This window comes from Methylibium rhizosphaerae, from assembly GCF_006386545.1.
Classification (GTDB): Bacteria; Pseudomonadota; Gammaproteobacteria; order Burkholderiales; family Burkholderiaceae_C; genus Pseudorivibacter; species Pseudorivibacter rhizosphaerae.
Map to the genome: position 1 here is coordinate 24,623 of NZ_SWAR01000013.1, position 24,564 is coordinate 49,186.

Annotated in this window: 24 protein-coding genes and 1 pseudogene; 16 read left to right on the forward strand and 9 right to left on the reverse strand. The window is 70.3% G+C overall.

Annotated features, from left to right (window positions below):
* Together E8D38_RS11635 and E8D38_RS11640 are read left to right on the forward strand one after the other, a co-directional pair.
* Window positions 1-1,020 (forward strand): MBL fold metallo-hydrolase, encoded by a 1,020-nt coding sequence (locus tag E8D38_RS11635; protein WP_140629838.1) that lies wholly within the window; start codon window positions 1-3, stop codon window positions 1,018-1,020.
* An 83-nt stretch (window positions 1,021-1,103) separates the two neighbouring features.
* Window positions 1,104-1,382: a hypothetical protein gene (locus E8D38_RS11640; RefSeq protein ID WP_140629842.1), complete on the forward strand. Its 279-nt coding sequence runs from the start codon at window positions 1,104-1,106 to the stop codon at window positions 1,380-1,382.
* 1 nt (window position 1,383) lies between these two features.
* Here E8D38_RS11640 and apbC read toward each other — a convergent pair whose 3' ends face one another.
* Complete coding sequence (gene apbC, locus E8D38_RS11645; protein WP_140629847.1) at window positions 1,384-2,475, reverse strand: iron-sulfur cluster carrier protein ApbC; 1,092 nt, start codon at window positions 2,473-2,475, stop codon at window positions 1,384-1,386.
* A 129-nt stretch (window positions 2,476-2,604) separates the two neighbouring features.
* Between apbC and metG the strand changes: the two genes are divergently transcribed.
* The gene (metG, locus tag E8D38_RS11650) at window positions 2,605-4,671 is read left to right on the forward strand and encodes a methionine--tRNA ligase (protein WP_140629853.1); all 2,067 of its coding nucleotides are present in this window, start codon (window positions 2,605-2,607) and stop codon (window positions 4,669-4,671) included.
* 42 nt (window positions 4,672-4,713) lie between these two features.
* Here metG and E8D38_RS11655 read toward each other — a convergent pair.
* Window positions 4,714-5,457 (reverse strand): annotated as a pseudogene (locus E8D38_RS11655) (YoaK family protein); the annotation flags it as partial.
* 119 nt (window positions 5,458-5,576) lie between these two features.
* Here E8D38_RS11655 and E8D38_RS11660 point away from each other — a divergent pair.
* Together E8D38_RS11660 and E8D38_RS11665 are read left to right on the forward strand one after the other, a co-directional pair.
* Window positions 5,577-5,807: a ribbon-helix-helix protein, CopG family gene (locus tag E8D38_RS11660; protein ID WP_140629861.1), complete on the forward strand. Its 231-nt coding sequence runs from the start codon at window positions 5,577-5,579 to the stop codon at window positions 5,805-5,807.
* A 24-nt stretch (window positions 5,808-5,831) separates the two neighbouring features.
* Complete coding sequence (locus tag E8D38_RS11665; RefSeq protein WP_140629867.1) at window positions 5,832-7,499, forward strand: SulP family inorganic anion transporter; 1,668 nt, start codon at window positions 5,832-5,834, stop codon at window positions 7,497-7,499.
* Between the two features lie 2 nt (window positions 7,500-7,501).
* Here E8D38_RS11665 and E8D38_RS11670 read toward each other — a convergent pair whose 3' ends face one another.
* Window positions 7,502-9,193: a CYTH and CHAD domain-containing protein gene (locus E8D38_RS11670; protein ID WP_342779536.1), complete on the reverse strand. Its 1,692-nt coding sequence runs from the start codon at window positions 9,191-9,193 to the stop codon at window positions 7,502-7,504.
* Between E8D38_RS11670 and E8D38_RS11675 the strand changes: the two genes are divergently transcribed.
* The 5 genes from E8D38_RS11675 to panC all read left to right on the forward strand — a co-directional run bounded on the left by E8D38_RS11675 (window position 9,105) and on the right by panC (window position 12,847).
* Window positions 9,105-9,779 carry a hypothetical protein gene (locus tag E8D38_RS11675; RefSeq protein ID WP_181179070.1) on the forward strand — a complete coding sequence of 225 codons (675 nt, stop codon included), beginning with the start codon at window positions 9,105-9,107 and terminating at the stop codon, window positions 9,777-9,779. The two genes, E8D38_RS11670 and E8D38_RS11675, sit on opposite strands and share 89 nt — an antisense overlap.
* A gap of 153 nt (window positions 9,780-9,932) precedes the next feature.
* Window positions 9,933-10,136, forward strand: coding sequence for a DUF3460 family protein (locus E8D38_RS11680; RefSeq protein ID WP_140629890.1), 204 nt, complete (start codon window positions 9,933-9,935; stop codon window positions 10,134-10,136).
* Window positions 10,137-10,138: 2 nt separating this feature from the next.
* On the forward strand, window positions 10,139-10,999 hold the full coding sequence (locus E8D38_RS11685; RefSeq protein WP_140629893.1) for a segregation and condensation protein A: 861 nt from the start codon (window positions 10,139-10,141) through the stop codon (window positions 10,997-10,999).
* Between the two features lie 124 nt (window positions 11,000-11,123).
* Window positions 11,124-11,966, forward strand: coding sequence for a 3-methyl-2-oxobutanoate hydroxymethyltransferase (gene panB / locus E8D38_RS11690; protein WP_140629898.1), 843 nt, complete (start codon window positions 11,124-11,126; stop codon window positions 11,964-11,966).
* A gap of 26 nt (window positions 11,967-11,992) precedes the next feature.
* Window positions 11,993-12,847 (forward strand): pantoate--beta-alanine ligase, encoded by an 855-nt coding sequence (gene panC, locus E8D38_RS11695; protein ID WP_140629901.1) that lies wholly within the window; start codon window positions 11,993-11,995, stop codon window positions 12,845-12,847.
* A gap of 18 nt (window positions 12,848-12,865) precedes the next feature.
* On the opposite strand, the gene E8D38_RS11700 is transcribed toward panC, so the two are convergent.
* Window positions 12,866-13,771, reverse strand: coding sequence for an AEC family transporter (locus E8D38_RS11700; protein ID WP_140629904.1), 906 nt, complete (start codon window positions 13,769-13,771; stop codon window positions 12,866-12,868).
* A gap of 195 nt (window positions 13,772-13,966) precedes the next feature.
* Between E8D38_RS11700 and E8D38_RS11705 the strand changes: the two genes are divergently transcribed.
* Window positions 13,967-14,941, forward strand: a complete 975-nt coding sequence (locus tag E8D38_RS11705; RefSeq protein ID WP_140629906.1) for a tripartite tricarboxylate transporter substrate binding protein BugE — start codon at window positions 13,967-13,969, stop codon at window positions 14,939-14,941.
* Window positions 14,942-15,002: 61 nt separating this feature from the next.
* The gene (xerD, locus tag E8D38_RS11710) at window positions 15,003-15,908 is read left to right on the forward strand and encodes a site-specific tyrosine recombinase XerD (RefSeq protein WP_140629910.1); all 906 of its coding nucleotides are present in this window, start codon (window positions 15,003-15,005) and stop codon (window positions 15,906-15,908) included.
* A gap of 11 nt (window positions 15,909-15,919) precedes the next feature.
* Here the strand turns inward: xerD and miaA are convergent, their stop codons facing one another.
* Complete coding sequence (gene miaA / locus E8D38_RS11715; RefSeq protein WP_140629913.1) at window positions 15,920-16,861, reverse strand: tRNA (adenosine(37)-N6)-dimethylallyltransferase MiaA; 942 nt, start codon at window positions 16,859-16,861, stop codon at window positions 15,920-15,922.
* Window positions 16,858-18,060, reverse strand: a complete 1,203-nt coding sequence (locus E8D38_RS11720) for a Bcr/CflA family efflux MFS transporter (protein ID WP_246099446.1) — start codon at window positions 18,058-18,060, stop codon at window positions 16,858-16,860. The genes miaA and E8D38_RS11720 overlap by 4 nt, the downstream gene beginning before the upstream one ends.
* Window positions 18,061-18,292: 232 nt before the next feature.
* Here E8D38_RS11720 and E8D38_RS11725 point away from each other — a divergent pair, with 232 nt between their 5' ends.
* From E8D38_RS11725 to E8D38_RS11735, 3 genes are all read left to right on the forward strand, one after another.
* Entirely contained in the window at window positions 18,293-18,514 is a 222-nt protein-coding gene (locus tag E8D38_RS11725; RefSeq protein ID WP_140629921.1) for a hypothetical protein, read from the forward strand.
* Between the two features lie 136 nt (window positions 18,515-18,650).
* On the forward strand, window positions 18,651-19,064 hold the full coding sequence (locus E8D38_RS11730) for a PA2779 family protein (RefSeq protein ID WP_140629923.1): 414 nt from the start codon (window positions 18,651-18,653) through the stop codon (window positions 19,062-19,064).
* 11 nt (window positions 19,065-19,075) lie between these two features.
* On the forward strand, window positions 19,076-20,038 hold the full coding sequence (locus E8D38_RS11735; protein ID WP_219851725.1) for a PA2778 family cysteine peptidase: 963 nt from the start codon (window positions 19,076-19,078) through the stop codon (window positions 20,036-20,038).
* Window positions 20,039-20,077: 39 nt separating this feature from the next.
* On the opposite strand, the gene E8D38_RS11740 is transcribed toward E8D38_RS11735, so the two are convergent.
* Genes E8D38_RS11740 through E8D38_RS11750 form a run of 3 tightly spaced genes read right to left on the reverse strand, consistent with a single transcriptional unit; the run spans window position 20,078 to window position 23,483 of the window.
* Complete coding sequence (locus E8D38_RS11740; protein WP_140629926.1) at window positions 20,078-21,184, reverse strand: pseudouridine synthase; 1,107 nt, start codon at window positions 21,182-21,184, stop codon at window positions 20,078-20,080.
* 15 nt (window positions 21,185-21,199) lie between these two features.
* The gene (gene mutL / locus E8D38_RS11745) at window positions 21,200-23,053 is read right to left on the reverse strand and encodes a DNA mismatch repair endonuclease MutL (protein WP_140629928.1); all 1,854 of its coding nucleotides are present in this window, start codon (window positions 23,051-23,053) and stop codon (window positions 21,200-21,202) included.
* Between the two features lie 37 nt (window positions 23,054-23,090).
* On the reverse strand, window positions 23,091-23,483 hold the full coding sequence (locus E8D38_RS11750; RefSeq protein WP_140629931.1) for a RidA family protein: 393 nt from the start codon (window positions 23,481-23,483) through the stop codon (window positions 23,091-23,093).
* 132 nt (window positions 23,484-23,615) lie between these two features.
* On the opposite strand from E8D38_RS11750, the gene E8D38_RS11755 reads away from it, so the two are divergent.
* On the forward strand, window positions 23,616-24,560 hold the full coding sequence (locus E8D38_RS11755) for a LysR family transcriptional regulator (RefSeq protein ID WP_140629933.1): 945 nt from the start codon (window positions 23,616-23,618) through the stop codon (window positions 24,558-24,560).
* Window positions 24,561-24,564: the final 4 nt, after the last annotated feature.

Sequence of the window (24,564 nt, forward strand, 5' to 3'; positions counted from 1 at the left end):
ATGAGGCTGCTGCGCCGCGCGGCGCTGGTACTGGCGCTGCTGCTCTCGGCGCTGCTGGCCTGGGTGCTGGTGCAGGCGCAGCGCCACCCCGACCTGCCGGCCGAGCCGGCAGCCTGGATGCCGGCAGCACCGGCCGGGTCTGCCGGCCTGCGGGTGCGTTTCGTCGGTGTCGCGACCCTGCTGTTCGACGACGGCGAAACCGCCTGGATGAGCGACGGCTTCTTCTCCCGCCCGGGCAAGCTCGCCATGGCGTTCAGCCGGCTCGAACCCGACCGTGCCGAGATCGACAAGGCGCTGCGCAAGCTCGGGGTTTCGCGCCTGGCTGCCGTGGTGCCGCTGCATTCGCACTACGACCACGCGATGGATGCGCCAGTGGTGGCCGAACGCACCGGCGCGCAGCTGGTCGGCTCGTCGTCCACCCTGATGGTCGGCCGCGGCCTCGGCCTGCCGGCCCGCCAGATGCGGGAGGTGAAGGACGGCGACGTGGTTCAGCTCGGCCGCTTCAGGCTCACCTTCCTGGAGTCGCGCCACAGCCCCACGCTGTGGACGGCCGCCGATGCGCCTTCGGAACACATCACCGAGCCGGTCGTGCCGCCGGCCCACGCCAGCGCCTACAAGGAGGGTGCGGTGTGGTCGCTGCTGGTCGAGCACGACGGCCGCAGCCTGCTGGTGCAGGGCAGCGCCGGCTACCTGCCCGGGCTGCTGCAAGGCAGGCGCGCCGACACGGTGCTGCTCGGCGTCGGCACGCTCGGCAGGAAGAGCCCGCAGTACATCGACGCCTACTGGCGCGAAACCGTCAGCCTGCCGGGGGCCCGGCGCGTGATCCCGATCCACTGGGACGACTTCTGGCGCCCGCTCGATGCGCCGCTGCAGGCGATGCCGCTGCTGTTCGACGACTTCGCCGCCACCTGGGCCGCCCTGCGTGAGCGCGGCGCGCGCGACGGGGTGGAAGTGAAGCTGCCGCCGCTGTGGCTGCCGATCGATCCGTTCGCGAGCCCGGCCGGCACAACCGCACACTGAACCTGCGGCCCGGTGCTGCCGGCATCCGTTATGGTGTGGGGCTGCAAGACCTTTCCAACAACATTTCGTTCGGGAGAACCCAGGTGGTGTCGCTTTTCGCCTTCGTCATGACCGCGTACGGCCTCAACCCTTACCTCATCGCCTCGTTCAGCTCCGGGCTGGCCTGCGAGAACGCCAAGTCGCAGATCCTGGCCGCGGCGCGCGAGCAGGCGCTGCCGGGCACCACGACCTATGCGCTCGCGCCCCGCAGTCTGAAATGCATCGCGACGCCCGGGCTGGTGGCAGGGGGCGCGCGGCTGCCCGAAGCGGTGGCCGCTCCGGCTGCACGCCCCAAGACCGCCACAGCGAGCGGCAAGCGCTGACTCAGGTGTTCTTCGAGATGGAGATGGTCGGGAACCTGGACGAATAGTCCTTCGCCTTCTCGGCGATCTTCACCGCCACCTTGCGCGCCACGCTCCTGTAGAGCCCGGCGATCTCGCCGTCGGGCTCGGCCACCAGCGTGGGCCGGCCGGAGTCGGCCTGCTCGCGGATCGACAGCGCCAGCGGCAGCGCGCCGAGATAGTCGACCCCGTACTGCGCCGCCATCTTCTTGCCGCCGTCGGCGCCGAAGATGTGTTCGACATGGCCGCAGTTCGAGCAGACGTGCACCGCCATGTTCTCCACGACGCCGAGGATGGGCACGCCCACCTTCTCGAACATCTTCAGGCCCTTCTTCGCGTCGAGCAGCGCGATGTCCTGCGGCGTGGTGACGATGACGGCGCCCGTGAGCGGCACCCTCTGGCTCAGGGTGAGCGCAATGTCGCCGGTGCCCGGCGGCATGTCGACGATCAGGTAGTCGAGGTCCTTCCAGTTGGTCTGGCGCAGCAGCTGCTCGAGCGCCTGCGTGGCCATCGGCCCGCGCCAGATCATGGCGTTGTCGGGCTCGATCATGAAACCGATGGACATGACCTGCACCCCATGGCCGTACAGCGGCTCCATCGTCTTGCCGTCGGCGCTCTCCGGGCGGCCCTCGACGCCCAGCATCATGGGCTGGCTGGGGCCGTAGATGTCGGCATCGAGCACGCCCACGCTGGCGCCTTCGGCGGCCAGCGCCAGGGCCAGGTTCACCGCGGTGGTGCTCTTGCCCACGCCGCCCTTGCCGGAGGCCACCGCGACGATGTTCTTCACGCCCGGCAGCAGCTGCACGCCGCGCTGAACGGCATGCGAGATCACCCGCGAGGTGATGTTCACGCTCACGTTCTGCACGCCGGGCACGCCGCGTGCCGCGGCAATCAGCTGCGCGCGCAGCGCCTCGTGCTGGCTGCGCGCGGGGTAGCCGAGCTCGAGTTCGAACGAGACATGGCCGCCCTCGAGCTTCAGGCTCCTGACCTGGCGCCCGCTCACGAAGTCGCGGCCGGTGTTGGGATCGGTAACGCTTTTCAGCGCGTCGAGGACGGCTTGTTCGGTCAGGGCCATGGGATCGGGGGGTGTGTCCGGCGGGAGGGCGTGGCGGCCAGTCTAGCCCGGATGCCCGCCCGGTGATGCCCGGCGCCTAGAATCGACGCTTCCCTCAGGCTCGCCACGCCCTTTAGCGGCCTCTTCACCATGACCCGCAAGCTCTTCGTCACCACCGCCCTGCCCTACGCCAACGCCGCCTTCCACATCGGCCACATGATGGAATACATCCAGGCCGACATCTGGGTGCGGTTCCAGCGCATGCAGGGGCACCAGGTCCACTTCGTGGCCGCCGACGATGCGCACGGCGCGCCGATCATGATCGCGGCCGAAAAGGCGGGCAAGACGCCGCAGGCGTTCGTGGCCGACATCGCCGCCGGCCGCCCGCAGTACCTCGACGGCTTCCACATCAGCTTCGACAACTGGCATTCGACCGACAGCCCCGAGAACACCGAGCTGGCGCAGGGCATCTACCGTGCGCTGCGCAAGAACGGCCTCATCTTCACCCGCAACATCGAGCAGTTCTTCGACCCGGTGAAGAACATGTTCCTGCCCGACCGCTACATCAAGGGCGAATGCCCGAAGTGCGGCGCGAAGGACCAGTACGGCGACTCCTGCGAGGTGTGCGGCGCGGTCTACCTGCCCACCGAGCTGAAGAACCCGTACTCCACCCTGACCGGCGCCACGCCGGTCATGAAGACCAGCGAGCACCACTTCTTCCAGCTGTCGTCGCCGCGCTGCGTCGAGTTCCTGCAGCAGTGGACGCAGCAGCCCGGCCGCCTGCAGCCGGAGGTGCTCAACAAGATCAAGGAATGGTTCACGACCGACGAGCTGGGCCACGGCGGCCTGGCCGACTGGGACATCAGCCGTGACGCGCCCTACTTCGGCATCGAGATCCCGGACGCGCCCGGCAAGTACTTCTACGTGTGGCTCGACGCGCCGATCGGCTACCTGGCCTCGCTGAAGAACTACTTCGGCAAGGGCGGCCCCAAGGCGAAGTACGGCGAGGCACGCAGCTTCGACGAATTCATCGCCGACCCGTCGGTCGAGCAGGTGCACTTCATCGGCAAGGACATCACCTACTTCCACACGCTGTTCTGGCCGGCGATGCTGCATTTCAGCGGCCGCAAGGTGCCCGACAACGTGTTCGTGCACGGCTTCATCACCGTGAGCGGCGAAAAGATGAGCAAGAGCCGCGGCACCGGCATCTCGCCCCTCAAGTACCTGCAGCTGGGCCTGAACGCCGAATGGCTGCGCTACTACATCGCCGCCAAGCTCAACAACAAGGTCGAGGACATCGACTTCAACCCCGACGACTTCGTCGCGCGGGTCAACTCCGACCTGGTCGGCAAGTACATCAACATCGCCTCGCGCGCGGCCGGGTTCATCAGCAAGCGCTTCGGCGGCGAGCTGAGCGGCGCCATCGCCGCCGACGGCGAAACGCTGCTGGCACACCTGCGGGCCGGTCGCGACACCGTGCGCGAGCTGTACGAAGACCGCGAATACGGCAAGGCGCTGCGCGAGATCATGCTGCTGGCCGACCGGGTGAACGAATACGTCGACCAGAACAAGCCCTGGGAGCTGGCCAAGCAGCAGGGCCAGGACGCCCGCCTGCATGACGTGTGCACCGTCTGCATCGAGGCCTTCCGGCTGCTCACCATCTACCTGAAGCCGGTGCTGCCGGCGCTCGCCGCGCAGGTCGAGGCCTTCCTGAAGGTGCCGCCGCTCACCTTCGAACATGTGGCGCAGCGCCTGGGCGCACACGGCATCGGCGAGTACAGGCACCTGATGCAGCGTGTCGATCCGAAGCTGCTCGATGCGCTGTTCGAGCCGGCCGCCGTCGAAGCCGAAAAGCCCGGCGGCGAGGACATCGCCCCGGTCATCACGATCGACGACTTCGGCAAGATCGACCTGCGCATCGCCAGGATCGTGAATGCCGAACACGTCGAAGGCTCCGACAAGCTGCTGCGCCTGACGCTCGACGTGGGCGAGCCCAAGACGCGCAACGTGTTCTCGGGCATCAAGTCGGCCTACAAGCCCGAGGACCTCGTCGGCAAGTTCACCGTGATGGTGGCCAACCTGGCGCCTCGCAAGATGAAGTTCGGCGTGAGCGAAGGCATGGTCCTTGCGGCCAGCCATGCCGACGAAAAGGCCAACCCGGGCCTGTACGTGCTCGAACCCTGGCCGGGCGCCACGCCGGGCCTGCGGGTGCGCTGACCGGCCTTTCTTCGCTCAGCCGGCCCTGCCGCCCGAGGCGGACACCCGGGCGCGCAGGTCCTGCAGAAGCGGCGGCAAGGCCATTGCGGTCAGCAGCGCCGCGATCGGCACCGTCGCGGAAAAGCCCAGCCGCTTGAAGGCCAGCGCCCCGACGATGCCTCCCACGAAGAACAGGCCCAGGATCATGCCGTGCACCCTGAGCTTGTCGCGATTGGCCCGCACGAAGTGCTGGTCGTCCGCTTCGCGCGTGCGGTTCCAGTAGACGAGGCGCCCGAGCTCGATGCCCAGGTCGGTGATGACGCCGGTCATGTGCGTCGTGCGGATCTCCGCCTGGGAGATCTTCGTCACCACGGCGTTCTGCAGGCCCATGATGAAACACAGCAGCAGCACCGTGGACGGCACGAAGACGTCGACGATCAGCTCGAGGTTGCCTCCCAGCAGGCCGAACACGAGCAGCAGGCCTGCCTCCAGCATGAGCGGCAGCGCGAACTCGCCGCCCATGCCGCGGCGGCGCGCCCAGTTGGTCAGGAGTGCCGTCACGGCTGCGCCTGCCACGAAGGCCAGCAGCGATGACAGGCCGGCCATGGCCAGGAAGAGCTGCCCCAGCACCAGATCGTCGGCGATGGCGGACACGATCCCCGTCATGTGCGAGGTGTAGCGCTGCACGGCCACGAAGCCGCCGGCATTGACCGCCCCTGCCACGAAGGCCAGCACGCCGCCGAGCTGCCGGTTGGTGCGGCGCGTCCTGACCTTGTGCGTGAGCCCGTGGAGGAAGTCGGTCGGCATGGGCAAAGCCCGGCAACGGAAGACTGATGGGGCCGGCATGAATCCCGCTGTGCTTGCCAGGCGAATTGCATGCCTCTACGATGGCATCGTAACGCACATGACATTAACATGTGAGGCACATGGAACTGAAGACTGCCCGGCTGACCCTGTTGATCGATCCGGCGAAGAAGGCGGCGTTCGAGCGCCTTTGCGCCCAGCAGGACCTGACCCCCTCGCAGGTGGTGCGGCAGCTGATCCGCGAGTACCTGGCCCAGCACGGCGTGTCGTACGTCCCGAGCGGCACGGCCGAAACGGCGAAAGCCGCCGGCTCCGGCTCCGGCGCCAGGTCACGGCGCAACGCCAGGCGCTGAAGCCTGCCGGCCGGGCGTAGGAACATGTCGCCGGTCCTGCACAAGTTCCATCCGCGCCTGCTTGACGCGCTCGCCGGCTACGACCGCCGGCGCTTCCTCGCCGACCTGGGCGCCGGCCTCACCGTGGGCATCGTCGCGCTGCCGCTGGCCATGGCCTTCGGCATCGCCTCGGGCGTCAAGCCCGAACAGGGCCTCATCACCGCCATCGTCGCGGGCTTCCTGATCTCGGCGCTGGGAGGCTCACAGGTGCAGATCGGCGGCCCGGCCGGCGCCTTCATCGTCATCGTCTACGGCATCGTCGAGCGCTACGGCCTCACCAACCTGCTCATTTCCACCGCCTTCGCCGGCGTGCTGCTGTTCCTGCTCGGGCTGTTCAGGCTCGGCACGCTGGTGCGCTACATCCCGGTGTCGATCGTCATCGGCTTCACCAACGGCATCGCGGTGCTGATCGCGCTGTCGCAGGTGAAGGACCTGCTGGGCCTGCCGATCGCCAGGATGCCGGGCGACTTCTTCCTGCAGATCAGGCTGATCGCCTCGCACCTGGACGCCGTGAACCTGCATGCGCTGGCGCTGGGCGCGGTGTGCGTGATGGGGCTGTTCCTGTGGCCGCGGTTGTTCGCCGTCGGCTCGGTGCTGCCGCCCCAGCTGCTTGAGGGCCGCACGCTGCGCACCGCGGCGCGGGTGCCTGGCCCCATCGTGGCGCTGGTGTCGCTCACGGCGGCGGCCGCCCTGCTGGAGCTGCCGGTCGAAACCATCGGCACCCGTTTCGGCGGCATCCCGCAGGCACTGCCGGCACTCAGCCTGCCGCCCTTCACCTGGGACAGCGCCAAGCAGCTGTTCATACCCACCGTCACGATTGCGCTGCTGGGCGCCATCGAGTCGCTGCTGTGCGCCCGCGTCGCCGACAACGTGACCGAGCATCCGAGGCACGACCCCAACCAGGAACTCATGGCCCAGGGCGTGGCCAACTTCGTGGTGCCGTTCTTCGGCGGCATCCCGGCCACCGGCACCATCGCCCGCACCGTGACCAACGCACGCGCCGGCGCCACCAGCCCGGTGGCCGGCATCGTGCACGCGGCCACGCTCCTGCTCATCGTGCTGGCGGCCGCGCCGCTGGCGGCCCACGTGCCGCTGGCGGTGCTGGCAGGCATCCTGCTGTTCGTGGCCTGGAACATGGGCGAATGGCACGAGTTCCGCCGGCTGCGGCACTTCAGCCTGCAGTACCGCACCATCCTCGTCGGCACCTTCGCCCTCACGGTGGTCTTCGACCTCACGGTGGCGGTGCAGGTGGGGCTGGTGCTGGCCTGCGTGTTCTTCATCCACCGCATGAGCAGCCTGTTCCGCGCCGAGCCGGTAGCCGTGCGCGACATGCCGGCCGGCGTGGTGGTGTTCAAGCTCTACGGGGCCCTTTTCTTCGGCGCGGTGGCCAAGGTCGAAGCCATGGCCGGGCAGGTGCCGCCCGGCACGCGCGCCGTGGTGCTCGAGATGCACCGCCTCATCTCGATGGACACCAGCGGCATCGATGCCCTGGAGCAGTTGCGCAAGGTGCTGGCGCGCCGCCAGGTCGCGCTGCTGCTGTGCGAGATGAACCCGCAGCCGGCGTCGCTCGTGAAGCGCTCGGAGCTCGACGTGCAGCTGGGCGTCGACAACATCTGTGCCACTCTCGACGAGGCGCTGGCGCTGCTGCGCTGAGCCTACTTCCAGAACTTCGGCACGTCCGCAAGGAGAAGCGGCGCCAGCGCCGCCCGGCATTCGCCGAGCACCGCCTCGCGCCGTGCCGCCAGCCAGCCGACCGCGAACCAGGCGCGCGGATCGTCGTCGGCCCGCTCGCGCCAGCCGGCCTGGGCCACCACCACGTCGTTGAAATGCCCCAGGCTTTCCTGCGCCGGCCGCAGCCGCTGCAGGTAGCGCTCGACCCGCCTGGAAGGGAACAGCGCGCCTGCGAACTCGATCGAGTAGCGCAGGCGCTTGACCCGCTTGCGCAGCCGGTGCCGATCCTCGTCGGCCAGGCTGTCGAAACGGCCTGCCGCCTCGGCCACCTGCGCATGCCAGCGCTTGAGGCGGCGCGCCGCCAGCGGCTTGATCAACCGGGCCGGCGCAGCGTCCGGTGAGCCTGCGGCGGGCGGCTTCACCAGCCAGGCCAGCAGGTCCAGCCAGAGCAGCGTGGTGTCGGTCTCGCGCAGCAGCTCGACCGCATCGACCCCCCTGCCGCCCCGCAGCGGCGGCAGGGGCGGCGCGCCGGCCGCCAGCAGCTCGGGCATCAGCGCGGCCTGCACGTCGGCGTCCCGTGCATCCCCCAGGCTCGAGAACAGGCGCGACACCGACTCGGCGACCCCCGGCTCGAGCACGGGGTCGAGCCAGCCCTCGAGGAACCGCAGCCCCGAGCGCAGCCGCCGCAGGCCGACCCGCAGCTGGTGCAGGTGCTCAGCGCGGGCCGACCCGCCCGCGACTTCGCTGGCGTTGGGCAGCGCCTGCGCCAGGCAGTTTCCCAGCATGGCCCGCCACGCCGACTCGACCGTGGCGCCTGAGCCCAGCGCGAGCGGCGCCGCCTTGACCGGCTCGCCGGTTTCGACCCCGCGCGCCAGGCGGTCACCACGTTCGGCCTTGGTGCGCACGTCCAGCCACAGGCCATGACGGCGCACCCAGCGGCGCGCCACATCGATCACTGCTGCCGGCGAGCCGCTGACCAGCTCGATCTCCAGCTCGCAAACCGGCCACGAGCGCCTGCCGGCCCGGATCTCGCCGGCATCGAACGCCAGTTCCACCATACCGCCGCGCACGCGCAGCCGGCGGCGCGTGCGCAGGATGTCGGTGCGGTAGAGCTCCTTCAGGCCGGCCGCCCCCGCCTCGCCCAGCACCGAAGCCAGCCGCACGCCGGCCGGCGTGCCGTCGTGGCGCGACAGGTCGAGCACCGGCGCAGCACCCCGAGGCGCCCTGGCCAGCGGGACCTCGTGTTCCAGCCGCACCATTGCATGGTCGCCGGCCCCTTTGAGCGTCTGCACCCAGCCGCGGCCTTCCTGGCGCAGCCGCAGCGCGAGGCCGGCCCGGGCCAGGCGCCGGTCTTCGGTGTCGTAGTAGGCGGCGCGCAGACGCTCGCGCACGCTGCCGCTGCCCTGCGCCACTTCGGCCTGGACGGTCGCCCGAAGCCGGGCACTCACCTGCAACTTGAGCTCGATCTCCTGCAAAACTTCACTTCCTGCGGTGTTTCCACCCTTCCGGGGGGCGCCCATGATCGCATCGGGGCGCATCCCTGAGCTATCCTCGCGCGCGTTTGCTCTCTCCCTTGAATTCAGCATCGTGGGCTTCCTAGACGATCTCAAGCGCCAGGCCGGCGACCTGCAGGCCCGGCAGAACACCGACACCGCCGCGCTCGAACGCAACGGCATGCTGGTCGAGTCGGCCTGCAAGAACGTGTTCCAGTACTGGGTGGACCTGGTCAAGCAGCTCAACGTCATCAACCCGCCGGCGCGCGCGCGTTATGCCTTCGACACCAAGACGGTGTTCGACGGGTTGAAGTTCAGCGACTTTCGCACCGACGTGCGGCGCAAGCGGCTGCGCGGCCAGGACGTCACCGACCACATCGCCCTGCTTTGCGTGCTGAGCACCGGCCAGCGTTTGTCGATGATGAAGAACTTCCCGACCGACATCGAAAGGCTGGAGGCCCGCATCGCGCAGAGCGGCGTGGTGTGCCGGCCGGAAACCGTGCGCAATCCTGAAACCGGCAAGCTGATCGAGATGCGCTACGAATTCGACGCCGACATCGCCGCCGGGGCCCGCGTGGTGCCCGACCACGACAACGGCACGCTGGAGTTCACCATCCAGAACCTCGACGGGCTCGGCTCGGTGGTGGCCCAGTTCAACGCGCTCGAGATCGGCAGCAAGCGGCTCGACGAACTGGCCAAGTGGCTGGTCGGCCAACCGCATGACTTCCTGGCCGGCGCGCTGTCGGTCCGGCAGATCGAGCCGCGCTGAAGCGCAGGGCCGCCGGCCCGGGTGCCGTCATCCGGGCCGCCCCAAGCAAGGCCCGCCCCCTCTCGGAGGGGTGGCCGGCGTACTCGCCGGCCGGGGTGTCTCATCCCACCCCGCTAAAATGCGCGGCTTCCCACGCCTAGCCTGAGTTTCACGATGCCGCTGTTCTGGAAACCCTACAAGTCCGACGTCACCCAGTTCATCGACAGCCTGAAGGCCAAGGATCCGCAGCTGGAAGCCCGGCAGCGCGAAGGCCGCGGCCTGCTGTGGGACAAGCCCATCGATCGCCAGGCCCAGGCCGAATACCGCGCCGCGCGCGTGCCGCAGCAGCCCTACGTCTACCAGACCAAGGCCGACTGAGCATGACCGACGAGGTCCTGGCGCCCGAGGCGCCGGAGCAGCCGACACCCTCGGATACGGACGGCCTGCCCGTGGTGGTGGACCATGTGGCCGTGGCCAAGCTCTACGGCGAGCCGCTGTTCGCGCTGCCGACCGACCTCTACATCCCCCCCGACGCCCTGGAGGTCTTCCTCGAGACCTTCGAAGGCCCGCTCGACCTGCTGCTCTACCTCATCCGCAAGCAGAACTTCAACATCCTCGACATCCCGCTGGCCGACGTGACGCGCCAGTACCTCGACTACGTCGACCAGATCCGCAAGCGCAACCTCGAACTCGCCGCCGAGTACCTGCTCATGGCGGCCATGCTGATCGAGATCAAGTCGCGCATGCTGCTGCCGCCGCGCAAGACCGAGGAAGGCCAGGAGCCCGAGGATCCGCGCGCCGAACTGGTGCGCCGCCTGCTCGAGTACGAGCAGATGAAGCTGGCGGCCGCCAGGCTCGACCAGCTGCCGGTGCTCGGCCGCGACTTCCTGCGGGCGCAGGTCTACATCGAGCAGGCGCTCGAGCCGCGCTTCCCTGACGTGCACGTGGTGGAGCTGCGCGAGGCCTGGCTCGACATCCTCAAGCGCGCCAAGCTCAACCAGCACCACAAGATCACCCGCGAGGAGCTGTCGGTGCGCGAGCACATGAGCATCGTGCTGCGCACCCTGCAAGGCCAGCGCTTCGTCGAGTTCGAGGACCTGTTCGACCTGAGCCGCGGTCCGCAGGTGCTGGTGGTCACCTTCATCGCGATGCTGGAACTGGCTCGCGAGCGACTTCTCGAGATCACCCAGGCCGAGGCCTTCGCGCCGATCTACGTGCGCCTGGCCTACCAGCCGGCCTGACGGCCCCTGCCAGGCCTCTCGTTGCCCTCTCCGCTCCCCTCTCAATAGAGACGTGCCTCCAGGCCGCTGCGCTGCAGCAGAGCTGCCGTGCCGGCCTAGAATCCGCCCCACTTCGGAGCACGCAGTGAGCAGCCAATCCTCCCCCGCCGACACGCCGCAGCCAGGCCGCAAGCCGGTGTCGCTGTTCCGCCTGCGCGAAATGCTCGCGGCCGGCGAAAAGATCGCGATGCTGACCGCCTACGACGCGTCGTTCGCGCGACTGTCCGACGACGCCGGCGTCGACTGCCTGCTGGTGGGCGACTCGCTGGGCATGGTGCTGCAGGGCCAGCCGAGCACCGTGCCGGTCACGCTCGACGAGATGGCCTACCACACGCGCTGCGTGGCCCGCGTCAGGCCTTCGGCCTGGCTGATCGGCGACCTGCCCTTCGGCAGCTACCAGGAAGGCCGCGAACAGGCCTTGCGTTCCAGCGTCGCGCTCATGCAGGCCGGCGCCCAGATGGTCAAGCTCGAAGGCGGCGGCTGGACGCCCGACACGGTGCGCTTCCTGGTCGAGCGCGGCATCCCGGTGTGCGCCCACCTGGGCCTCACGCCGCAAAGCGTGCATGCACTCGGCGGCTACCGCATCCAGGGCCGCGACGAGGCCGGCGCCGCCACGCTCAGGCGCCATGCCCGCGAGCTGGCCGACGCCGGCGCTGCCATGCTGGTGCTGGAACTCATGCCGGCCCGGGTGGCCGCCGAGGTGCAGGCCGAGAACCCGCAGCTCATCACCATCGGCATCGGCGCCGGCCGCTCGACCGCCGGCCAGGTGCTCGTGCTCCACGACATGCTCGGCATCACCCGAGGCAAACTGCCCCGATTTGTCAGAAACTTCACGGCCGAGGGCGGCAGCATCGAAGACGCGCTGCGCCGCTACGTGGCCGCCGTGAAGGACGGCAGCTTCCCCGACGAATCCATCCACGGTTACTGACCGATCCCGCAACCCCGAGGCCGCACTTGCGCATCGTCCACACCATCGCCGAGCTGCGCCAGGCTCTGGCTGGCGCCACCCGCAGCGCCTTCGTGCCCACCATGGGCAACCTGCACGAGGGGCACCTGTCGCTCGTGAAGCAGGCCAAGGAACACGGCGGACCGGTCGTGGCCAGCATCTTCGTCAACCGGCTGCAGTTCGCGCCGCACGAGGACTTCGACACCTACCCGCGCACCTTCGAGCGCGACTGCGATCTGCTGCGCGGCGTGGGCTGCAACGTGGTGTTCGCGCCCGACGAAGCCGAGCTCTACCCCGAGCCGCAGGTCTACAAGGTGCAGCCGCCGGCGGCGCTGGCCGACATCCTCGAGGGCCACTTCCGCCCCGGTTTCTTCACCGGTGTGTGCACCGTGGTGCTCAAGCTCTTCCACTGCGTGCAGCCCAAGGTGGCGGTGTTCGGCAAGAAGGACTACCAGCAGCTCATGGTGATCCGCCGCATGGTGCAGCAGTTCGCGCTGCCCATCGAGGTGGTGGCGGGCGAGACCGCGCGGGCCGACGACGGGCTGGCGCTGTCGTCGCGCAACGGCTACCTGAGCGACGCCGAGCGTGCCGAAGCCATGCACCTGTCGATGGCGCTGAAGGACCTGGCCAACTCGTTGCAGCACGCCGTGCGCAACGGGCCCTCGCTCGACCTTCCCGCGCTGGAGCAGCAGGCAACTTCGGCGCTCGCCGCGCGCGGCTGGCAGCCCGACTACCTCACCGTGCGCCGCCGGGCCGACCTGCTGGCCCCGACCGACGACCAGATGCGTGGCGGCGAACCGCTGGTGGCGCTGGGCGCCGCCCGGCTGGGCAAGACCCGCCTCATAGACAACCTCGAGATCTGACACCACCGCCCCGCCGCGTCAGCTGGCGACGCTGTCGAGCACGGCCATCCAGGCCGGCACCGACACCATGCCGAGCAGCGTGGACACGGTGACCAGCCCGGCCACGTAGGCGCCATGCCCGCCCATGCGCACGGCCAGCACATAGGCGCTCGACGCGGTCGGCAGCGCCGCGAAGGCCACCAGGATGGCGAGCTGCCCGTCCGGCAGCGCGAACAGCAGCCCGAGCGCCAGCGCGAGCGCCGGCAGCACCAGGTGGCGAATGCCCAGGAAGGCCGAGGCCAGCCCCGGCGCCTCCTTCAGCCCGCCCAGCTTCAAGCCGGCGCCCACCGCCATCAGGCCGAGCGGCAGCGCTGCCTGGCCGATGCGCGACAGCGTGGTGGCCGCCGCCTCGGGCAGCTGCAGCCCCGCGAGGTTGGCCAGCAGGCCGGCCACGGTGCTGACGATGAGCGGGTTGCGTGCGATCTCGCTCAGGTAGCGGTGGCCGCCGTGCCGCGCCAGCGGCCACACCGCGCCGACGTTGCAGACCGGCACGCACAAGGCCACCAGCAGCGCCACCCAGGCCACGCCCTGCGCCCCGGCCAGCCGCTCGGCCAGTGCGAGCGCCACGTACGAGTTGAAGCGGAAGGCCGTCTGCGCGCCCGACGCATGCAGCCGGGCGTCCACGCCGGGCGCCCAGCGCAGCGCGTAGGCCAGTGCAATGCCCACACACACCGTGGCCACGCCGCAGAAGGCGAGACTCAGAGTCGCCGCCGGCTGCAGCGGGCTGCGCACGATCGAGTTGAACAGCAGCACCGGGAACAGCAGGTAGTACACGAGCTTCTCGACCGATTCCCAGATGGGGCGGTCGAGCGCGGTGTAGCGGCAGATCAGGAAACCGCAGACGATGAGCAGGAAGTCGGGCAGCAGCAGGAACGCGTTGTGCATGGCGCAAAGGGTAGCGCCCGCCGCGGTGAGTAGTACCCACAATCGCGACGTGTCGGCGCTTGCAGCAGCATCCGCGTTCAAAACCGGCGGCCACCGTCATTCGCACGAATGCACCACTGCAGTCACCCGGCTGACCGGGCCCACGAGGCCACAGCAGGCAGCCGCACGCAGATTCATCACACCACAGGAGACCCTATGCAACGCAGAACCCTCACCGTCACCGTTGTCGCGGCGGCCATGGCAGCCGTCGCTCCGCTGGCTTTCGGGCAGGCCTACCCCAGCAAGCCGGTGAAGCTGATCGTGCCGTTCGCGCCGGGCGGCACCACCGACATCGTGGCGCGGGTCATCTCGGAGAAGATCAATGCGCCGCTGGGCCAGACCATGATCGTGGAGAACAAGGCGGGCGGCGGCGGCATCGTCGGCGCCAACGAGATCAGCAAGGCCGCGCCCGACGGCTACACGCTCGGCGTGGCCACCGTCTCGACCACCGCGTCGAACCCGGCCATCAACCCCAAGACGCCCTACAACCCGCTGACCGACTTCACGTCGATCATCAACATCGCGGCCACGCCGAACGTGATCGCGGTGCACCCGAGCTTTCCGGCCAAGGACTACAAGGGCTTCCTGGCCGAACTCAAGAAGAGCCCGGGCAAGTACAGCTTCTCCAGCTCCGGCACCGGCGGCATCGGCCACCTGCAGATGGAGCTGTACAAGTCGCTGGCCAACGTGTTCGTCACGCACATCCCGTATCGCGGCGCGGGCCCGGCACTCAACGACACGGTGGCCGGCCAGGTGCCGATCATCTTCGACAACCTGCCTTCGGCCCTGCCCTTCATCAAGGACGGCCGGCTGATCCCGATCGTGGTGGCCGCGCCGCAGCGCCTGGCGGCCCTGCCCAACGTGCCGACCTTCAAGGAAGTCGGCCTGGAGCCTGTGAACCGCATGGCCTATTACGGCATCCACGGGCCCAAGGGTCTGCCGAAGGAGGTGGTCGACAAGGTGGCGGCCGCGGTGAAGAAGACGCTGGAAGACCCGGCGGTGCGCAAGCGCATCGAGGACACCGGCTCGCTGATCGTGGCCAACACGCCCGAGCAGTTCGCCGCCCAGACCAAGGCCGAATTCGAGGTCTACAAGAAGGTGGTCGAGCAGCAGAAGCTGAAGCTAGACTGACCGCCACCCGCTCCGCATCGCAAGGCCGCTCCTGGAGCGGCCTTGCCTTTTGCCCCACGCGATGACACCCCGCGACGCCAGCCAGTCCTCGATCGACCGCTTCCTCGACGCGCTGTGGCTCGAGGACGGCCTTGCCGCCAACACGCTGGCCGCCTACCGGCGCGACCTCTCCCTCTACGCCGACTGGCTCGCGCGCGAACACGCGCTGCCGCTCGATGCCACCGCCGAGGAGCACCTGCGCGGCTATGCGGTGTTCCGCCACGGCAGCCGTACCAAGGCCACCACCGCCAACCGCCAGCTCACCGTCTTCAAGCGCTATTTCCGCTGGGCCTTGCGGGAGCGCCTGCTGGAAGCCGACCCGACGCTGAAGCTGGACCCGGCCAAGCGCCTGCTGCGGGTGCCCAAGACGCTGACCGAGGCGCAGGTCGAGGCACTGCTTGCTGCGCCCGACCTCGACACCCCGCTCGGCCTGCGCGACCGTGCCATGCTGGAGCTCATGTACGCGAGCGGGCTGCGGGTGAGCGAGCTGGTCACGCTGAAGACGGTGCACGTCGGGCTCAACGAAGGCGCGCTGCGCATCACCGGCAAGGGCTCGAAGGAGCGCCTCGTGCCTTTCGGCGAGGAAGCGCATGTGTGGCTGCGGCGCTACCTGGCCGAAGCGCGCGCCGCCATCCTTGGCGGGCAACAGACCGATGCGCTGTTCGTCACCGCCCGCGGCGCCGGCATGACGCGCCAGATGTTCTGGACGCTGGTGAAGAAGCACGCCCTCGCCGCCGGCATCCACGTGCCGCTGTCGCCGCACACGCTGCGGCATGCCTTTGCCACCCACCTGCTCAACCATGGCGCCGACCTGCGAGCGGTGCAGATGCTGCTGGGCCATGCGGACATCTCGACCACGCAGATCTACACCCACGTGGCACGCGAGCGGCTGAAGGCGCTGCATGCGCAGCACCACCCGCGCGGGTGAGACGGCATCGCTCAGCGCCCGGCACATCGCAGAGCCAGCGCCACGACCTGTTCAGTGGCATCGGTTGCATCGGCAGCAACGACGTGCCGGCCCTCCATGCTGCGCAGCCAGGTGAGCTGCCGCTTGGCGAGCTGGCGCGTGGCAGCCATGCCCCGCTCGCGCAGCGCGGACAAGTCCGGCGGGTCGCCTGCGTCGAGCGCCTCCCACACCTGCCGGTAGCCCACGCAGCGCATCGACGGCATCGACAGGTCCAGGTCCGCGCGCGTGCGCAAGGCCCGCACCTCGTCGACCAGGCCCTCTGCCAGCATGGCATCGAAACGCCGGGCAATGCGATCGTGCAGCCAGGTGCGGTCCGCGGGCTCCAACGAGATCAGCGGCGTGTCACCCGCGATCGAGCGAGGCTCGCCGCCGAAGCGGTCGCTGTGGAAGCTCGACAGCGGCCGCCCGGTGCTGCGCCACACCTCCAGCGCGCGCTGGATGCGCTGCGAGTCGCCGGGCGGCAGGCGCGCCGCGGTGATCGGGTCCACCTTCGCGAGTTCTTCATGCAGCGCCGCCCAGCCGCGCACCGCCGCCTCGCGGTCGAGCGCCGCGCGCACCTCCGGGTCGGCCGGGGGCAGCTCGTCCAGCCCGTCGAGCAGCGCCTTGAAGTACAGCATCGTGCCGCCCACCAGCAGCGGCAGCCGGCCGCGTGCGGCGATCTCGTCGACCAGGCGCCTGGCGTCGGCAACGAATTGCGCGGCGGAATACGCCTCGCGCGGGTCGATGAGGTCGATCAGGTGGTGCGGCACCAGGCTGCGCTCTTCGTGCGTGGGCTTGGCCGTGCCGATGTCCATGCCGCGGTACACCAGCGCCGAATCGACGCTCACGATTTCCACCGGCAGCGCCTGCGCGACCGCGAGCGCCGCCGCGGTCTTGCCGGACGCGGTCGGGCCGGCCAGTCCCAGCCATTTCATGCCGCCGCTCCCGGCTCGCCGTGGCGCTGCACCAGCGTCCAGGCGACACCGGCCGTCACCACCGACCAGACGCCGATGGTGAGCGCCAGCGGGTAGACGGTGCCGTTCATCGTGACGCCCAGCCAGGCGCCCACCGCAAAGGCCGCGGCGGCGAGCAGGAACCCGGCCAGTGCCGATGCCGCGCCGGCGTTGTGCGGGAACGGCCCGACCGCGCCGGTCTGGCCGCAGGGCTGGTGGATGCCGTGGCCGAAGGCGAACAGCCACTGCGGCACCATCACCGCCCACACCGCGTGCACCTCGGCCAGCGCCAGCACCGCCATCGACAGCCCGCCGGCCAGGGTGCACCAGGCGCCGCGCGCCACCGTGCCGCGGATGCCGTGGCGCACCAGCCAGCGCCGGCACCAGAACGTGCCCGCCAGGTAGCTCACCGAACTCGAGGCCATCACCAGCCCATAGCCCACCCGGGAGGTGCCCAGCACCTCGATGAACACGAAGGACGAGCCGGCCAGGAAGGTGAAGAGCCCGGCATAGGTGGCCGCCGTGAGCGCCGCATAGGCCACGAAGGTGCGGTGCCGCAGGATGCGCCACCAGGCCGCCAGCAGCGGGCCCACATGGGTGGCCGCCGGGTTCTTGCGCGGTGCGGTTTCGCCCACCCGCCAGATCACGAAGGCCAGCGTGGCCGCGCCGAACAGCGTGACCGCCAGCAGGGCCGCGCGCCAGCCGAGCGTCGCGCCGATCAGCCCGCCCAGGGCCGGGCTCGACAAGGCCAGCACGCCCAGGCCGGACAGCCCCTTGCTCATGACGCGCACGCCCTCGTGCGGCTCGAACAGGTCGCGCACCATCGCGCGGGCGCAGACCACCGCGGCCGCCATGCCGGCGCCCTGCACCGCCCGCCAGAGGATCAGCCAGCCGATGCTCGAGGCCAGCGCGGCCGCGAGGCTCGCGGCCACGTAGAGCGACAGGCCCCACAGCAGCACCGGCCGGCGGCCGTAGCGGTCGGCCAGCGGGCCGCAGGCGAGCTGCCCGAAGCCGAAGCAGATGATCAGCGCCGACAGCGTGAGCTGGGCGGCCGCCATGGGAGCGCCGAGTTCACGCGTGAGGCTGGGCAGCACCGGCAGGTAGAGGTCGGTGGTGACCGGCTGGATGCCCAGCAGGAGCGCCAGTGCCAGGGCCACGACGGCCGGGGAAGCCGTGCGCATGCTGCTACGAGCCGTTTCGGCTGTTTCGGAAGTGGAAGCCATCGGTCGAGCGTATCAGGGGCATCGTATGGGCCGGGCGCTGGCCGCACAAAACGGGCGCGTGGCGCGCATCGCATTGCCGGGTGCGCACCGCGGGCACGCTGCATGCCGGAGCCCATGGTCGGCGCAGCGGCGCTCCGCTTGCGGCAGCGCGGCCCTGACGCATCCACATCGACTCAACAAAGGAGCACTCATGACGAGCTTGCGCACCCGACTCTCCGTTGCCGGCCTGGTGGCCGTGTTCGCCCTCTCCCTGGGCGCGTGCCAGCGCCGCGACGAAACCGCGCCCGCCGGCGGCCCGACGGGATCCGCCGACCCCGGCACGTCGACCACGTCGCCTGCCGGCGGCACCGGCATGGGCTCGGGCACCGCCACGGCGCCCGATGCGGCAGCTTCTGCCGCATCGAATCCCTGAGCGGAGTGCCGGCCCTGTTGCGGCGGGGCCGGCATTCACCCCGGCGCCACGTTGCATTTGGTGACCGCCCCCGCGGTCACGCGGTTACATTCGCCCGGCCGGGCACTCCTGCGCGGCGTTTCCTGGAGACGACAACATGAAACGAACCCATCGTTGGCTGACCGGCTTCGTAGCCGCGTGCATCACATATTCCGGCGCGATCAGCAGCGCCCAGGCCACCCTCATCGGCACCGAAGAAGTCGCCGCCGCGCAGGGCATGGTCTCCGCTGACCTGCAGGCCGACCAGGCCCGTGCGCAGGTGAACGCCCTGCTCGACCGCGCCGACGTGGCGCAGGCGCTGGCCGAACGCGGCGTCTCCGCCGACCAGGCACGTGCCCGCGTCGCGGCGCTGTCCGACTTCGAGGTGGCCCACCTGGCCAAGACGCTCGACGAGGCCCCGGCCGGCGCGAGCGACATCCTCGGCACCATCGTCTTCATCTTCGTGCTGTTGCTGATCACCGACATCCTCGGCTTCACGAAGATCTTCCCGTTCACCCGCTCGGTTCGCTGATCCGGCACCCGGTGAACAGGCGCAGGCTGCTGACCTCGGCGCTGCTCGGCGCGGCGTCCGGCGTCGGCGGCTGCGCCGCCTTCATTCCGCCTCAGACCGAGGCGCTGCTGGCCGAACGGCCGGCCGACCTGCCCACGCATGTCGAGCTCAGCGCCACGCCGTTCTTCCCGCAGACCGAGCTGCAGTGCGGCCCGGCGGCGCTGGCCACGGTGCTGGTGGCGCAGGGCATCGAGGTCACACCCGCCCAGCTGACCGAAACCGTGTTCCTGCCGGCGCGGCAGGGCAGCCTGCAGGTCGAGATGCTCGCTGCCGCCCGGCGCCAGGGCGCCCTGGCGGTGCGCGTGCCGGGCGAGCTGCAGGCGGTGCTGCGCGAGGTGGCCGCCGGCCACCCGGTGCTCGTGATGCAGAACCTCGGGCTGGGTTTCGCGCCCGCCTGGCATTACGCGGTGCTGATGGGTTACGAGCTCGACCTGGGCGTGGCGGTGCTGCGCTCGGGCACCACGCGCCGCGAGATCCTGCCGCTGCGCACCTTCGAGCACACCTGGGCTCGTTCGGGCCATTGGGCTTTTGTCGCGGTGAAGCCCGGCGAACTGCCGGCCACCGCGGCCGAGACCGAAGTGGCTGCCGCCACGGTGTCGCTGGAGCGCAGCGTGCCCGCCGCCACGGCGGCCCGCGCCTACGACGCGGCCCTGCAGCGCTGGCCGCACAACCTCACGCTGGCCATGGGCCTGGGCAACGCCCGCGCGACCGCGGGCGACCTCGCCGGCGCCGCGTCGGCCTTCGAACATGCGGCGCGGCAGCACGACAGCGCGGTCGCCTGGAACAACCTGGCCCACATGCGCATGAAGCAGGGCCAGCATGCAGCGGCGGTCGAAGCCGCCCAACGGGCCGTCGCACGCGCCGAGGCTGCAGAGCCGCAGTGGCTGTCGATCACCCGGGCCACACTGGCCACGGCGCAGTTCCAGGTCCGGTAGAGCGTCCGGCAGAGCGTCCGGCAGAGCGGGCCGCGCCCCTCAGAACTTCTCGTCCCAGCGCAGGTAGCGCCACTGGCCCGCGGGCAGGTCGCCGAGCACCACCCGGCCCATGCGCACCCGCTTCAGGCCGGTGACCTGCAGGCCGACCAGCTCGCACATGCGCCGGATCTGGCGCTTCTTGCCCTCTCGCAGCACGAACCGCAGCTGCTGCTCGTTCTGCCAGCTCACCTTGGCCGGCTTGAGCTTTTCGCCGTCGAGGCTCAGGCCATGGCGCAGGCGCTCCAGCCGGTCGGCCGGAAAGTGCGGCGCGATCTCGGTGAGCTCGGGCCGCTCGGGCCAGCTCACCCGCACCAGGTATTCCTTCTCGACGCTGGAGTCCTCGCCGATCAGCTGCTTGGCGATGCGGCCGTCCTGGGTCAGCACGAGCAGGCCGGTGGAGTCGATGTCGAGCCGGCCGGCCGGCGCGAGATGTCGCAGGTGCGCCTGGTTGAAACGGGTCTCGGCGCGGTCGCCGCTCCAGCGGTTGGCCGCCGTGACCAGCACCACCGCAGGCTCGTGGCCGTCCTCGGCCTGGCCGCTCACATAGCCCACCGGCTTGTGCAGCAGCACCGTCACCCGCTGCGCCTGCTGCTGCCGCGCCTGCGGGTCGATGCTGACCTGCTGGTGCGGCAGCACGCGCGCGCCCAGCTGCTTCACGACCTGGCCGTCAACCCGCACCCAGCCGGCCTCGATCCATTCGTCGGCCTCCCGGCGCGAGGCGAGGCCGAGCTCGCTCATGCGCTTGGACAGGCGCAGGCTGCCCTCGGCCGGTGGCGCCGCCGGCACGGCTGCCGGGACCGGCGGTCGCGGCGATGTGGCGCGCGGGCGTGCCGGCTCCACCGCACGCTGGGCAGCCGGCCGCGCCTTCCGCTGGGGCGGCGCCTCGGCTTCGTCGCGCCGGCGCTGCTGCTTCGGCGGCGCGGCCCGCTCGGAAGGCGGCCGGGCCTCCCAGGCTGCCTTGCGGGCCGCGCGTTCGGCCTCGGCTTCGGCCAGCGTGGGCCGCTTGCGCACGCCGCTGCCGGCACCGCGCACCGGCGGACGCCCGCCGGTCTTGCGAGGCGCCTGCGTTTCACCGCCTGCGGGCTTCTTGAGTTTGAGTGTCGCCATCGTGTGGGTCGAGCTTCAGCGCCCGCGCAGGAACAGGGAGTCGAGCTCCCGGATGGAAAGCTGCCGCCAGGTCGGCCGGCCGTGGTTGCACTGGTCGGCCCGTTCGGTGCGTTCCATGTCGCGCAGCAGCGCGTTCATCTCTTCGAGCGTGAGCGAGCGGTTCGCCCGCACCGCGCCGTGGCAGGCCATGGTGGCGAGGATCTCGTGCTGCGCCCGCTCGATCGCATGGCTGGCGCCCACCTTGTCGAGCTCGGCCAGCACCGAGCGGGTGAGCTCGACCACGTCGGCACTCGCCAGCGCCGCCGGTCGCGAGCGCACCGCCAGCACACCGGGCGACAGCGCAGAGACGTCGAGCCCCAGCGTCAACAGCGCGTCGTACTGGGCGTCTGCGATCGCCACCTCGGTGGGCGTAGCAGCAAACGTGGCCGGAATGAGCAGCGGCTGCGCTTCGATGCGGGTGTCCCCGAGGCTGGCCTTGAGCCGCTCGTAGACGATGCGCTCGTGGGCCGCATGCATGTCGACGATCACCAGGCCTTGCCGGTTCTCGGCCAGGATGTAGACGCCGCCCAGCTGCGCGATCGCTCGGCCGAGCGGCCAGTCGCCGGCAGCGGCGTCGAAGGCAGGTGCCGCTGCCGGCTGGGGCGCCGGCCAGGCGGCGGGTGCTTCCTGAGGGAACAGCACCGCCGCCTGCTGCAGGCCGAGCGAGCCCTGCACCTGGGGCCGCGGCGGCCAGCTTGGCCGCGACTCGCCGGCCCACGCGGCGGGCATCGCAAGGCCTGGCAGCGCGGTCGACGCCGCCGCCGCACCGGCGGGCAGCAGCGACGGGGCCGCCACACCGTCGGCCGCGCCTTCGCCGGCACGCGCCAGGGCCAGCGCGTCCTGCACCGCATGGCGCACCGCCTGGTGCACCTCGCGCGACTCGCGGAAGCGCACCTCGATCTTGGTGGGGTGCACGTTCACGTCCACCCGCTCAGGCGCGATCTCGATGAACAGCACGTAGATGGGCTGGCGGCCGCCGTGCAGCACGTCCTCGTAGGCCGAGCGCACGCCGTGGGCGATGAGCTTGTCGCGAACGTAGCGGCCGTTGACGTACACGTACTGCAGGTCGGCCCGCGAGCGCGCCACGTCGGGCACGCCGGCGCGGCCCAGCACCGACATCGGCCCTGCCTGCACCTGCACCGCGCGGCTCTGCGCCACGAAGTCGTCTCCCAGCACGTCCTTCAGGCGCTGCTCGGCATTCGCCGCGCGCCGCCATTGCTCGACCAGCTTGCCCTCATGCCAGACCGCAAAGCCCACGTCGGGCCGCACCAGCGCATGGCGACGCACGGCTTCGAGGCAATGGGCCAGTTCGGTGGCGTCGGTCTTCAGGAACTTGCGCCGCGCCGGCGTGCTGAAGAAGAGCTCGCGCACCTCGACGCTGGTGCCCACCGCACGGGCGGCGGGAGCGAGTTCGCCGGAGCGGGCGTCGAGCCGGAATGCGTGCGCTGCGTCGGCGGTGCGGCTGGCGATGGACAGCTCGGCCACCGAGGCGATGGCCGCCAGCGCCTCGCCGCGAAAGCCCATGGTGGCCACGCTCTCGAGTTCGGGCAGCGAGGCGATCTTGCTGGTGGCATGGCGCCTGATGGCCAGCGGCAGCTCGCTGCTGGGGATGCCGCCGCCGTTGTCCTCGACCACGATGCTGCGCACGCCGCCGGCCAGCAGCTTGACGGTCACTTCGCTGGCGCCCGCATCGAGCGCGTTGTCCACCAGTTCGCGCACCACCGAGGCCGGACGCTCGACCACCTCGCCCGCGGCGATCTGGCTGATCAGTTCGTCGGGAAGCTCCCGGATGGGACGGCGCACGGCGGCGTCGGCGGACACTGCATTCATCGGCCGGATTGTAGGAGCCGGCCCCGCCGCGCCCGGCCTACCCGGGCAGTTTGGCGACCACCTTGATCTCGAACAGGAAGCCGTACAGCCAGGTCACGCCGATGCCGGTGACCGTCGGGTATGGCGCATCGCCCCAGTACTCGGCCGCGACCTGCCAGGCCGGCTCGAAGTTCTGCTGCGGATCGACGATGAAGACGGTCGTGTCGATCACGTCCTCGAAGCTGCAGCCGGCCGCCGACAGGATCGCGTTCAGGTTGTCGAAGGCGCGCCGGACCTGGGACTGCAGGTCCGGCTCTGGCGATCCGTCCGGCCGGCTGCCGACCTGCCCCGAGACGAACAGGAAGCCATTGGAACGGATGGCCGGCGAATAGCGGTTGCGCTCGTAGAGCGCGTGGCGGCCGGCGGGAAAGACAACGTCACGTGCGGACATGGATTCACCTGCTGAAGGAGTGGGAGACGCCGGGACTCTAGGAGTGCGCCCCGCCCGGATAAACAGGCAAGACCCACAATGACTTTTTGCCGTGACCAAACAATCGATCGCCGAAGCGAGGAGCCGACCGAGATGGACCGATTCGATGCGCTGCAGGCCTTTGCCCGCGTGGTGGAGGCGAGAAGCTTCACGAAGGCGGCGCAGACGCTCCACCTGAGCAGGACCACCGTGACGCAGCTGGTGCAGCAGCTCGAGTCGAGGCTGCGGGTGAAGCTGCTGAACCGCACCACGCGGCAGGTGAGCGTCACCGCCGACGGCGCCGCCTACTACGAGCGCGTCGTGCGCCTGCTCGCCGACCTGGAGGATGCCGACACCAGCCTGTCCGGCGCCTCCGCTGCGCCGAGAGGCCGCCTGCGGGTGGACGTGCCCAGCCCGCTCGCCCGCTTGATCCTGGTGCCCGCCCTGCCGGCCTTCCATGCCCGCTACCCCGAGATCCAGCTCGACATGGGCGTGAGCGACCGCATGGTGGACCTGATCGGCGACCACGTGGACTGCGTGCTGCGCGGCGGCGAACTCACCGACTCGTCCCTGATGGCGCGCCGTGTGGGCGACCTGCAGCTGGGCGTCTACGCCGCGCCCGACTACCTTCAGCGCGCGGGCACGCCGTCGCATCCGAAGGAGCTGGAAGACACCCACCACCGCATCGTCGGCTTCCTCAGCGTGCGCACCGGCAAGGTGGCGCCGATCGCCATGCGGCGCGATGGCGAGCACTTGCAGGTGCAAGGCCGCTACGTGGTCGCGCTCGACGACGGCAACGCCTACCTCGCGGCCGGGCTGGCGGGACTGGGTGTCCTCTGGCTGCCCCACTACATGGCCGAGGCGCATGTCGCGCACGGCGAGCTGATGCCGCTGTTCGACGCCTGGCGCCACGACCCCATGCCGCTGTACGTGGCCTTCCCGCCGAACCGGCACGTCAGCGCGAAGCTGCGCGTGTTCATCGACTGGGTGGGCGAGCTGATGGCGCAGCATGCGCCCGTCACGTTGCGTGACGGCTCCCGCAAGGCGGCCGGCCGATAATCCG